The 12,296-nt window shown below is 70.7% G+C and carries 9 protein-coding genes; 1 reads left to right on the top strand and 8 read right to left on the bottom strand.

The annotated features are described in order from the left end of the window. Positions 1-5: 5 nt before the first annotated feature. From yjfF to araB, 6 genes are all read right to left on the bottom strand, one after another. Positions 6-998, bottom strand: a complete 993-nt coding sequence (yjfF, locus tag AB0C17_RS13770) for a galactofuranose ABC transporter, permease protein YjfF (RefSeq protein WP_357382988.1) — start codon at positions 996-998, stop codon at positions 6-8. Further along, on the bottom strand, positions 995-2,065 hold the full coding sequence (locus tag AB0C17_RS13775) for an ABC transporter permease (protein ID WP_357382986.1): 1,071 nt from the start codon (positions 2,063-2,065) through the stop codon (positions 995-997). The genes yjfF and AB0C17_RS13775 overlap by 4 nt, the downstream gene beginning before the upstream one ends. Then, on the bottom strand, positions 2,062-3,603 hold the full coding sequence (locus AB0C17_RS13780; protein ID WP_357467783.1) for a sugar ABC transporter ATP-binding protein: 1,542 nt from the start codon (positions 3,601-3,603) through the stop codon (positions 2,062-2,064). The genes AB0C17_RS13775 and AB0C17_RS13780 overlap by 4 nt, the downstream gene beginning before the upstream one ends. A 69-nt stretch (positions 3,604-3,672) precedes the next feature. Continuing rightward, positions 3,673-4,674: an ABC transporter substrate-binding protein gene (locus AB0C17_RS13785; protein WP_357382982.1), complete on the bottom strand. Its 1,002-nt coding sequence runs from the start codon at positions 4,672-4,674 to the stop codon at positions 3,673-3,675. A 97-nt stretch (positions 4,675-4,771) separates the two neighbouring features. Further along, a complete protein-coding gene (locus AB0C17_RS13790) occupies positions 4,772-5,443 on the bottom strand; it encodes an L-ribulose-5-phosphate 4-epimerase (RefSeq protein WP_357382980.1) in 672 nt (223 codons plus the stop codon). Beyond that, entirely contained in the window at positions 5,440-7,122 is a 1,683-nt protein-coding gene (gene araB, locus AB0C17_RS13795; protein WP_357382978.1) for a ribulokinase, read from the bottom strand. The genes AB0C17_RS13790 and araB overlap by 4 nt, the downstream gene beginning before the upstream one ends. Positions 7,123-7,776: 654 nt before the next feature. Between araB and AB0C17_RS13800 the strand changes: the two genes are divergently transcribed. Next, a complete protein-coding gene (locus AB0C17_RS13800) occupies positions 7,777-9,432 on the top strand; it encodes a ricin-type beta-trefoil lectin domain protein (protein WP_357382976.1) in 1,656 nt (551 codons plus the stop codon). A 59-nt stretch (positions 9,433-9,491) separates the two neighbouring features. Here the strand turns inward: AB0C17_RS13800 and mmsB are convergent, their stop codons facing one another. Together mmsB and mmsA are read right to left on the bottom strand one after the other, a co-directional pair. Then, positions 9,492-10,742: a multiple monosaccharide ABC transporter permease gene (gene mmsB, locus AB0C17_RS13805; RefSeq protein WP_357382974.1), complete on the bottom strand. Its 1,251-nt coding sequence runs from the start codon at positions 10,740-10,742 to the stop codon at positions 9,492-9,494. Then, entirely contained in the window at positions 10,739-12,277 is a 1,539-nt protein-coding gene (mmsA, locus tag AB0C17_RS13810) for a multiple monosaccharide ABC transporter ATP-binding protein (RefSeq protein ID WP_357478667.1), read from the bottom strand. The genes mmsB and mmsA overlap by 4 nt, the downstream gene beginning before the upstream one ends. Between the last annotated feature and the right edge of the window lie 19 nt (positions 12,278-12,296).

The raw sequence follows: 12,296 nt of genomic DNA on the forward strand, positions 1-12,296 counted from the left end.
AACCGTCACTTGAACCGGATGCCGATGAGGCGCTGGAGGAGGATGAACGCGAAGAGCAGGCCGCCGATCACGATCTTGGTCCACCAGGAGTTGAGGCTGCCGTCGAACGTGATCAGGGTCTGGATCACGCCGAGCACCAGCACACCGAGCACGGTGCCGAAGACGTACCCGGAACCGCCGGTGAGCACGGTGCCGCCGATCACGACCGCGGCGATCACGTCCAGCTCCATCCCGACCGCGATCAGCGGCGCGCCGGAGAGCGTGTAGAACGACAGCAGGATGCCGCCGATGGCCGAGCAGAGCCCGCTGATCGTGTAGACGGCGATCCTGGTCCGCGCCACCGGCAGGCCCATCAGCAGCGCCGACTGCGCGTTGCCGCCGACCGCGTACACGTTGCGGCCGAACCGGGTGTACGCCAGCACGTACGCCGCGATCAGCACCACCGCGAACGCGATCAGCACGCTTATCGACACGAAGTTGCCGGCCGGATCACCGATGCGCTGCTGCGACATCGACGTCCAGAAGCCGTCGGTGATGGAGATGGAGGCGTCACTGATGAACGTGCACATGCCCCGGGCGAAGAACATCCCGGCGAGTGTCACGATGAACGGCTGGATCTCGAAGAAATGGATCGCGCAGCCCATCAGGAAACCGAGCGTCGGGCCGATCAGCAGCGCGATCACCAGCACCAGGACGGCGGGCAGGCCGTCGCGCAGCAGCGCGGCCGACACCATCGCGGTCATCGCGACCACCGAGCCGACGGACAGGTCGATGCCGCCGGTGAGGATCACGAACGTCATGCCGACCGCGACGACGAGCAGGAAGCCGTTGTCGATGAAGACGTTGAAGACGACCTGGACGTTGGAGAAGGCGCGGTACTGGGACACCCCGACGCCGTACATGACCAGCAGCAGCGCGAGCGTGGCCAGCACCGGGACGTGCCGCCGGGGCAGGCTGGGCCGCCAGGAGCGGCCGGAGGTCAACGACGTGCTGCTCATGCCGGCACCTGCTCCTTCTCCCGCTGCGGCGCCGCCGGGCCGGGTTCGGTGCCGCGCCTGCGACGGCGGAACCGGGCGCGGAACGCCGGGGCCTGCACGAGGCAGACGGCGATCACGACGACCGCCTTGAACAGCAGTGACGTCTGCGGCGAGATGTTCATCGCGTACACGGTGGTGGTGAGGGTCTGGATGATCAGCGCGCCGAGGACGGTGCCGCCGAGGGAGAACCGGCCGCCGGCCAGCGATGTGCCGCCGATGACGACGGCCAGGATCGCGTCGAGTTCGATCCACAGGCCGGCGGCGTTGCCGTCGGCGCTGGAGACGTTGGCGGTGACCATGAAGCCGGCGAGCGCGGCACAGGCGGCGCTGATCACGTAGACGAGGAAGATGATGCGGCGCGACCGGATGCCGGCGAGCCGGCTGGCCTCGGCGTTGCCGCCGACCGACTCGACGATCAGCCCGAGCGCGGTACGGCGGGTGAACGCGGCCACGAGCAGCGCGGCGGCGAGCGCGATCAGGATGGCCAGCGGCAGCGTCAGGAAGTGCCCGAGCCCGATCGCCCGGTACGGACCGGAGTTGATCGTGATGATCTGCCCCTCGGTGACGAGCTGGGCGATGCCCCGCCCGGCCACCATGAGGATCAGCGTGGCGATGATCGGCTGGATGCCGATGACCGCGACCAGCACGCCGTTCCACGCGCCGAGCACGAGCGCGGCGCCGAAGGCCAGCGCCAGCGCGGTGGCCACCGTGGCCGGGCTGCTCTGGTCGGCCGCCCCGCTGATGTGCAGGCAGGCGATGGCGCCGCTGATCGCGCAGAGCGAGCCGACCGACAGGTCGATGCCACCGGTGGCGATGACCAGCGTCATCCCGAGCGCGACCAGGATCAGCGGCGCGCTCAGCCGGAGGATGTCGATCGGTGTGCCGTACAGGTGGCCGTTCTTGACCTCGACGGCGAGGAAGCCGGGACGGTAGACGGTGTTCGCGGCGATCATGACCACGAGCACGAGCGCCGGCCAGAACAGGCGGTGGCCGGTCAGCGGGCGGAGGCGGTCGGCGACGGCGGTCATCGGGTCACCTCCTCCCGGGGCGTTCCACTGGCGATGGTGCGCATGACGCGGTCGGCGTCGAGCGTGTCGTCGTTGTCGAGCTGGGCGACCATCTCGCGGTCGCGCATGACCGCGACCCGGTGGCTCAGGCGCAGCACCTCCTCCAGCTCGGCGGAGATGAACAGCACCGCCATGCCGCCGTCGGAGAGCTGCACGACCAGCTTCTGGATCTCGGCCTTGGCGCCGACGTCGATACCGCGGGTCGGTTCGTCCAGGATGAGCAGGCGCGGTTCGGTGATCAGCCAGCGGGCCAGCAACACCTTCTGCTGGTTGCCACCGGAGAGGTTGCGCACCGGCAGTTCCGGGTTGGCCGGACGGATGCTGAGCGCTTCCATGTACCTGCGGACCAGCTCGTCCTGCCTGCGGCGCGGGATCGGGCGCAGCCAGCCGCGCGCGGCCTGCATCGCCAGGATCATGTTCTCCCGGACCGACAGCTCCGGGACGATGCCCTCGGCCCGGCGGTTCTCGGAGCAGAACCCGACGCCGTGCTCGATGGCCTGGATCGGGTTGCGCACCGGCGCCCGGCCGCGGTCGAGCCGGACCTGGCCGTGGTCGGCCCGGTCCGCGCCGAAGATCAGCCGCGCCACCTCGGTCCGGCCGGAGCCGAGCAGGCCGGCCAGGCCGACCACCTCACCGGCGTGGATGCGCAGGCTGAACGGGGCGACCGCGCCGCGCCGGCCGACGCCGGCGGCGTCCACCAGCGGCGCCTTGCCGTCCGGTACGACAGTGGCGCGCTTCTGCTGCTCGTCCAGCCGCTCCAGCACGTCCAGCTCCTGCCCGATCATCTTCTCGACCAGGCTGAACTGCGGCAGCTCCTCGGTGCGGTACTCCCCCACGAGCTGGCCGTTGCGCAGCACCGTGATCCGGTCGGCGATGCCGTAGACCTGGTCGAGGAAGTGGGTGACGAACAGGATCGCGATCCCCTCGTCGCGCAGTTGGCGCATGATCCGGAACAGCTGCGCGACCTCGCCGGCGTCCAGGCTGGACGTCGGCTCGTCCAGGATCAGCACCCGCGCCCGCACGTCGATCGCCCGGGCGATGGCCACCATCTGCTGCACCGCGAGCGAGTACGTGCCGAGCGGCGCGGCGACGTCGAGGTCGAGGTCGAGCCGGACCAGCAGGTCGCGCGCCCGCCGGCGCATCTCGCCCCAGCGCACCGCGCCGAGCCGGCGCGGCTCGCGGCCGATGAAGACGTTCTCCGCCACCGACAGGTTGGTGCAGAGGTTGACCTCCTGGTAGACGGTGCTGACGCCGGCCGCGGCGGCCTGCATCGGCCCGCTGAACGAGACCTGCTCGCCGTCGAGGGTGATGACGCCCGCATCGGTCCCGTAGACGCCTGTCAGCACCTTGATCAGGGTGGACTTGCCGGCGCCGTTCTCACCCATCAGGGCGTGGACCTCGCCCGGGAACAGCCGGAAGTCGACGTCGTGCAGCGCGCGGACCCCGGGGAAGGTCTTGCTGATGCCGGTCATGGTCAGGACCGGACGGTTACCCGTCATCCCATCGGACCTCTTCTAGACGTGGTGGCACGGGGGCCGCCGTCTCGCGACGGCGACCCCCGGGGTGGGTCAGTACTTGCGGTTGGGCAGTGCCTCCTTGGCCTGCTCCTGGGTGAAGGTGGTCTCCTCGGTCTCGATCCGGGCGGGGACCTCCTCGCCGGCCTTGACCTTCTTGGCCAGGTCCATCAGCTGCGGGCCGAGCAGCGGGCTGCACTCGGCGATGAAGTTGAACTTGCCGTCCGCGAGGGCCTGCATGCCGTCCTTCACCGCGTCGACGGTGATGATGGTGATGTCCTTGCCGGGCGTCTTGCCCGCCGCGGTGATCGCCTCGAGCGCGCCCAGGCCCATGTCGTCGTTGTGCGCGAAGAGCACGTCGATCTTCGGGTTGGCCTTGAGGAACTGCTCCATCACCTGCTTGCCGCCGGCGCGGGTGAAGTCACCCGACTGCGAGGCGACGATCTTGAGGTTGGGGTTGGCGGCGATGGCCTCGGCGAAGCCCTTCTTCCGGTCGTTGGCCGGCGCCGAGCCGGTGGTGCCCTGCAGCTCCACGATGTTGACCGGGCCGGACGCCGCCTTCTTCTGCTCCACCAGCCACTCGCCGGCGAGGCGGCCCTCCTTGACGAAGTCCGAGCCGAGGAACGTCTTGTAGAGCGACTTGTCGGCCGAGTCGACCGCGCGGTCGGTCAGGATCACCGGGATCTTGGCGTCCTTGGCCTCCTTGAGCACGGTGTCCCAGCCGGACTCCACCACCGGCGAGAAGGCGATCACGTCGACCTTCTGCTGGATGAAGTTGCGGATCGCCTTGATCTGGTTCTCCTGCTTCTGCTGGGCGTCGTCGAACTTCAGCTCGATGCCCGCCTCGGCAGCCGCCTCCTTGATCGAGGTGGTGTTCGCGGTGCGCCAGCCACTCTCGGCGCCCACCTGGGAGAAGCCCAGGACGATCTTGTCGTTGCCGCTGCCGCTGCCGGAACCGTCGCCGGTGTCGCTGTTGCCGCACGCGGCCATGCTGGCGGCGAGCAGCACGCCGGCGAAGGCCGCGACGACCTTGCGTGCCGTGCTCCTGCTTCTCATCGATTCTCCTCCGGGGTTGGATGTTCCGGGCGCGCGACCGGCGGGGAGCCGGAGCGGCCCGGGTGTGGTGGTGGGGGGTGCGCGGCGCTCCCGGGGTTCAGTGCGCCGGCGGGCGTTGGCCGTACACGTTCTGGTAGCGGTCGTAGAGCGAGTCGATGTCGGCCGGCGCGATCGGCACCGGCTGCCCGAGCGCACGGGCCAGGTGGGCGGTTCTGGCGACGTCCTCGCACATCACGGCCGCCTTGACCGCCGCCCGTGCGTCGCGGCCGATGGTGAAGACGCCGTGGTTGCGCATGAGCACCGCGGGTGAGCGGTGCCCGGACAGCGTGCTGACGATGCCCTTGCCGATGTCGTCGCCGCCGATCAGCGCGAACGGTCCGATCGGGATCTCCCCGCCGAACTCGTCGGCCTGCGCGGTCAGCCAGCACGGGATCGCCTCGCCGCGGGCCGCCCAGGCGGTGGCGTACCCGCTGTGGGTGTGCACGACGCCGCCGACCTCGGGCATCGCGCGGTAGACGTAGGCGTGCGCGGCGGTGTCGCTGGACGGGGCGCCGTCGCCGTCGACCACAGTGCCGCCCAGGTCGCAGACCACCATGGCCTCGGCGGTCAGGTCGTCGTAGTCGACCCCGCTGGGCTTGATGACCATCAGGTCCTGACCGGGTACGCGGGCCGACACGTTGCCGGCGGTCCAGGCCACCAGGTCGTAGCGGGTCAGTTCGCGGTGCAGGCGGGCCACCGTCTCGCGCAGCGCGTCGACCTGGCTGTTCATCCGACCACCTCCAGGGTCGCGGGGGCGCGGTCCGCGGCGGCGTCGGCCGCCGCGTTGCGGATCGCCCGCAGGCGGAGCATCACGTCGTTCGCGCCGCGACCGAAGTGGTCGTGCAGCGCGCGGTACTCGGCGTACAGGGCGTCGTACGCCCGCACGTTCTCCGGTACGGGCCGGTAGACGGCCTCGTCGATGCGCCCCATCGCCGCGGACGCCTCGTGGATCGTCGGGTACGCCCCGGCGGCGACAGCCGCGTGGACGGCCGAGCCGAGCGCCGGGCCCTGGGCGGAGCCGATGATGCTCAGCGGCCGGTTCGTCACGTCGGCGTAGATCTGCATGAGCAGCCGGTTGGAGGTGAGCCCGCCGGCCACCACCAGGTCGTCGACCGGCACGCCGGCCTGCGCGAACGCCTCGACGATCATCCGGGTGCCGTACGCGGTGGCCTCCAGCAGCGCCCGGTAGACGTCCGGCGGCCGGGTGGCGAGCGTCAGCCCGACGACCATGCCGCTGAGGTCGTGGTTGACCAGCAGGGACCGGTTGCCGTTCCACCAGTCCAGCGCCACCAGGCCGTGCGCGCCGACCGGCTGGGCGGCGGCGGCCTCGGTGAGCCGCTCGTGCGAGTCGAACCCGGCCGGGGCGGCGTGGCGGACGAACCAGCCGAAGATGTCCCCCACGCCGCTCTGCCCGGCCTCGAAGCCCCAGGCGCCGGGGCTGATGCCGCCGTCGACCACGCCGCACATGCCCGGCACCTCGGCCGGGTGGGTGCCGTTGAGCACGTGACAGGTGGAGGTGCCCATGATGGCGACCAGCCGGCCCGGGCGCAGCGCCTGGGCGGCGGCGGCCGTGACGTGCGCGTCGACGTTGCCGACCGCTACCGCGATGCCCTCGGGCAGACCGGTCCAGGCGGCGGCGCGGGCGCCGAGCGTGCCGGCCCGCGCGCCCAGCGGCAGCAGCGGACCGTCCAGCTTGGCCACGAAGTCGGTGAAACCGGGATCGAGGGCGGCCAGGTAGTCCGGCGACGGGTACCGGCCGTCCTGCCGGATGCCCTTGTAGCCGGCGGTGCAGACGTTGCGCGTCTCGGCGTCGCAGAGCTGCCACACGATCCAGTCGGCGGCCTCGATGAAGCGCTCGGCCCGCCGGTAGACCTCCGGGTCCTCCTCCAGGATCTGCAGGCCCTTGGCGAACTGCCACTCCGCGGAGATCTTGCCGCCGTAGCGGCCGAGCCACGGCTCGCCGCGTTCGGCCGCCAGCGCGTTGATCCGGTCGGCGTGCGGCTGCGCGGCGTGGTGCTTCCAGAGCTTCACCCAGGCGTGCGGCCGTTCGCGCAGCTCCGGGAGCTCGCACAGCGGTGTGCCGTCGGCGAGCGTGGGAAGCACAGTGCAGGCGGTGAAGTCGGTGCCGATGCCCACCACCCGGGACGGGTCGACGCCGGCTTCGGCGAGCGCCGCCGGCACGGCGTTACGCAGCACCTCGCGGTAGTCGTCCGGGTCCTGCAGGGCCCAGTCCGGGGGCAGTGCCGGGCCGCCGTCGGGTAGCGCGGTCTCGATGACCCCGTGCCGGTACTCGTGCACCGCCGTGCCGAGTTCGGCGCCGTCACGGACGCGGACCACGAGCGCCCGCCCGGACAGCGTGCCGAAATCGACCCCGATCACGTACCGGTCGGACGCGTCCACTTCGCTCATTTGCACCTCCGCCGTGTCACGGGGATAGTGTTAGCGCTCACATATACATCCGTCAAGACACGTCCGGGCAACAGGTGCGTAACGAGGATCGGCTCTTCCGGACACGCCCCGACCGGCCCGGACGGACCGGCGCGGCCACCGCCCAGGGAGATCCACACGGGCGCGCCGCCGGCCCGGTCCCCAGCTCTGGAAAACAGCGATGTTAGCGACAACAATCGATGCCTTCGGAGATCGCCAAGCGGGCGCAGCCGGCACCATGGACCGGAGTGCCGGGGGGGATGCCGTTCGGGCCCTCACGGTGCCGCTCAGCGGCACTTTTCCCGGCCGCGCCACCCGCCTGAGCGGTGGTCGCCGCCGTCGCCGCGGGGGCCTCTGCTATTTACAGGTCTGGATGTCAGCGATAACATTCTCGCCATCCCAGCTTCGTGGCGCCGCCGTCCGGGAAACCCCGGCGCCGCAGCCGGGCGGCGACGTGGACGGCGACCCCGTCGACCGCCGGACCCACCACCCACGAGCGCCCGCCGGTGACCGGCCGGCCCCCTCTCGACTGCCGTGCCGCGTACGCCCGGTGCCCCACGGGCGACGTCGTGCGCTCGGCGGGCCGCTCCCAACCGGACGCCGGCACGGCCGGCGCCCGGCGACCGAGGAGGATCAGTGCGCAGATGGACCCGACGGACGCTCGCCGTCCTGGGCGTCGCGGCGGTGGCGCTCGCCGCCACAGTCACCGGCCAGGCGATGGCCCCGCGCCCCGCCCAGGCGCTGAACAACGGCGTCGCCCGTACCCCGCCGATGGGCTGGAACACCTGGAACACCTTCGGCTGCAACATCAACGAGACCCTCATCCGCCAGACCGCCGACGCGATCGTCAGCAACGGCCTGCGCGACCTCGGATACAAGTACGTCGTCGTGGACGACTGCTGGTTCGACCCGAACCGGGACGCGCAGGGCAACCTCCAGGCGCACCCGCAGCGGTTCCCCAGCGGGATGAAGTCGCTCGGTGACTACCTGCACGCCCGCGGCCTGCTGTTCGGCATCTACCAGGTGCCGCTGGACAAGACCTGCGCCCAGGTCGGCGGCGCGTTCCCCGGCGCCACCGGCAGCCTCAACCACGAGTACCAGGACGCCCGCCAGTTCGCCGCGTGGGGCGTGGACTACCTGAAGTACGACTGGTGCTCCTCCACCGGCACCATAAACGACCAGGTGGCGCGGTTCGGGATCATGCGCGACGCGCTGGCCGCCACCGGCCGGCCGATCGTCTACAGCATCAACCCCAACAGCTACCACGCCAAGACCGGGCCGCAGCGCAACTGGAGCGACGTGGCGAACCTGTGGCGGACCACCGAGGACATCACGAACGCGTGGAACACCGGCCAGACAAACGGCTACCCGATGGGCATCCAGAACATCGTCGACGTCACGGTGCCCCTGGCCGGGTACGCCGGCCCCGGCGGGTTCAACGACCCGGACATGCTCGAAGTCGGCCGGGGCGGGATGAACGACACCGAGATGCGCAGCCACTTCGCGCTCTGGTCGATCCTGGCCTCGCCGCTGATGATGGGCAACGACGTACGTTCGGCGAACGCGGCCACCCTCGCCATCCTGCGCAACGCGAACCTGGTCGCGATCAACCAGGACACGCTCGGCCGCCAGGCGGTCCAGGTCTCCTTCGACGGCACCCGCCGGGTGCTGGCCAAGCCGCTCGCAAACGGCGACGTCGCGGTGGCCCTGTTCAACCAGGGCGGCTCGACCACCACCGTCTCCACCACGGCGGCGGCGGTGGGCAAGAGCGGCAGCTCGTTCACGTTGCGCGACGCGTGGACCGACGCCACGTCCACCAGCACCGGGACGATCTCGGCGAGCGTGCCCGCGCACGGCACGGTGGTCTACCGGGTCAGCGGGGGCGGCACCACCACCCCGCCTCCGGTCCCGACCACGTTCCGGCTGCGCAGCGAGTCGTCCGGCCGGTGCCTCGACGTCGACAACGCCGGCACCGCCAACGGGACCGGAACGCTGATCTGGGACTGCCACACCAACGCCAACCAGCAGTTCACCGCCAACGGGCAGGCGTTGCAGGTGCTCGGCAAGTGCCTGGACGTGCCGACCAGCGCGACGGCCGGCACCCGGGTGCAGATCTGGGACTGCAACGGCGGCACCAACCAGCAGTGGACGTTCAACGGCAACGGCACGGTGAGCAACGTGCGCTTCCCGTCGCTGTGCCTGGACGTCGACAACGCGGGCACCGCGAACGGCACCCGGGTCATCCTCTGGACCTGCCACGGCAACACCAACCAACGGTGGAGCCGGGCGTGAGCGGCTACCGCCGGTGAACGGCGGCCGGCCGGACGAAGGGGCGAGCGTCCGGCCGGCCGTCACCGGGCGCCGGCGGCCCGGCGCTTGTTCCAGATGTCGAATGCCACCGCGACGAGCAGCACCAGGCCCTTCACCACCGACTGGACCGACTGGTCGATGCTCATGAGCTGCATCCCGTTGCTCATCACCGCCATGATCAGGCCACCCACCATGGCGCCGACCACGGTGCCGACGCCACCGGTGACCGCCGCGCCGCCGATGAACGCCGCGGCGATCGCGTCCAGCTCGAACATGTTCCCCGCCGCCGGCTGGGCCCCGTTGGAGCGGGACGAGTAGATCACGCCCGCCACCCCGGACAGGAAGCCCATGTTGACGAAGATCCAGAAGTTGACCCGCTTCACCCGTACGCCGGACAGCATCGCCGCCGGCAGGTTGCCGCCGATCGCGTACACCCGGCGGCCGAACACCGTCCGGCGGGTGAGCAGGCCGTAGACGAGCACGAGCACGGCGAGCACGATCAGCACGATCGGCAGGCCCCGGGCATGGGCGAGCTGCCAGGCGAACCACATGACCACGGCGCCGACCACCACGACCCGCAGGACGAACAGCGGGAACGACTCCACCGGCTGCTCGTGGCGCACCCGGGCGACCCGGGTGCGGAACACGCTCGCGGCGTACCCGACCACCGCGAACGCGCCGATGAACAGCGTGAACGCGTCGTAGCCCTGGCCGCCCAGCAGTCCGTTGAGGAACCCTGCGGCCACCCGCTGGTACTCCTCGGGGAACGGCGACAGCGAGATGTTGTCCAGCACGCGCAGCGTCAGGCCACGGAACAGGAGCATGCCGGCCAGGGTGACGATGAACGCCGGGATGCCGGCGTACGCGACCCAGAGGCCGTGCCACGCGCCGACCGCGACACCCACCGCGAGCGCGGCCAGGACGCCTACCCACCAGGGCAGGCCCTCGCGGATGACGAGCACCGCCGAGACCGCTCCGGTGAGCGCCACCACCGATCCCACCGACAGGTCGATGTGCCCGCCGATGATCACGATGACCATGCCGATCGCGAGCACCAGGATGTAGGAGTACTGCAGGACGATGTTCGTCAGGTTGCCGGGGCTCAGCGAGACGCCGTCGGTGAGGACCGCGAACAGCGCCACGATCACCACCAGGGCGATGTAGATGCCGCTCTGCCGCAGGTTGCCCAGGATCAGCGTGCGCGGGTCACTGGTGCCGGTGTGCAGGGTCGCCGCCGCGCCGGTGTCCGGGGTGGCGATCTTCGTGGCGGGGGGAGGCTTCGTGCTGGTCATCGGACGAGATCCCTGTCCTTGGTCATGAGTTCCATCAGGTTCTCCTGGGTGGCGTCGGCCACCGGCATCTCCCCGGTGATCCGTCCGGCCGCCAGGGTGTAGATGCGGTCGCACATGCCGAGCAGCTCGGGCAGTTCGGAGGAGATGAGCACGACGGCCTTGCCGTCGGCCACCAGCCGGTTGACGATCGTGTAGATCTCGAACTTGGCACCCACGTCGATGCCCCGGGTCGGCTCGTCGAGGATCAGCACGTCCGGGTCGGTGAACAGCCACTTCGCCAGCACGACCTTCTGCTGGTTGCCGCCGGAGAGCTTGCCCACCACCGACATCACCGTCGGCGCCTTGATGTTCATGTCGCGCCGCCCCCGCTCGGCGACCTGGATCTCCCGGTTGCCGTCGATCCAGCCACGGTGGGCCAGCTTGTCGAGCGCGGCGGCGGAGACGTTGCCCCGCACGTCGTCGATCAGGTTGAGGCCGTAGTGCTTGCGGTCCTCGGTGGCGTACGCGATGCCGTTGGCGATGGCCTCGGCCACCGTGCGCGCCCGCACCTCGCGGCCCTTGACGAACAGCTGGCCGCGGATGTCCCGGCCGTACGACCGGCCGAACACGCTCATCGCCAGCTCGGTGCGCCCGGCGCCCATCAGGCCGGCGATGCCGACCACCTCGCCGGCCCGCACGCGCAGCGAGGCCCGGTCGACGACCAGGCGGTCCTGGGTCGGGTGGCGCACCGACCAGTCCTCGATCCGCAGCACCTCCTCGCCGGGCGTCACGCTGCGGGTCGGGTAGAAGGCGGCCAGGTCGCGACCGACCATGCCGCGGATGATCCGGTCCTGGGTGACGGCGCCGTCGGACATGTCCAGCGTCTCGACGGTACGGCCGTCGCGGATCACAGTCGTCGAGTCGGCGACGGCGGTGATCTCGCCGAGCTTGTGCGAGATCATGATGCAGGTGATGCCCTGGTCGCGCAGCCGGCGCAGCAGGTCCAGCAGGTGCGCCGAGTCGACGTCGTTGAGCGCCGCGGTCGGCTCGTCGAGGATCAGCAGCCGGACCCGCTTGGACAGCGCCTTGGCGATCTCCACGAGTTGCTGCTTGCCGACACCGAGCTGGATGACCGGGGTGACCGGGTTCTCGTGCAGCCCGACCGACCGCAGCAACGCCGCGGCCTCCGCGTTCGTCCGGTGCCAGTCGATGAGCCCGCTGCGGCCGCGGCGCTCGTTGCCGAGGAAGATGTTCTCGGCGATCGACAGGTAGGGCACCAGCGCCAGTTCCTGGTGGATGATCACGATGCCGCGGGCCTCGCTGTCCTGGATCCCCCGGAACCCGACCGGCTCGCCGTCGAAGACGATCTGACCGTCGTAGCTACCCGCCGGATGGACGCCGGACAGCACCTTCATCAGGGTGGACTTGCCGGCGCCGTTCTCACCGCAGATCGCGTGGATCTCGCCGCGCCGTACGGCGAGCGAGACGTCCTGGAGCGCGGTCACCCCGGGGAAGGTCTTCGTGATGCCACGCATCTCGAGGATGTGATCGCTCATGGGTATCCGTCCTGCTCGT

It is taken from the genome of Micromonospora sp. NPDC048887 (assembly GCF_040649715.1).
GTDB lineage: Bacteria > Actinomycetota > Actinomycetes > Mycobacteriales > Micromonosporaceae > Micromonospora.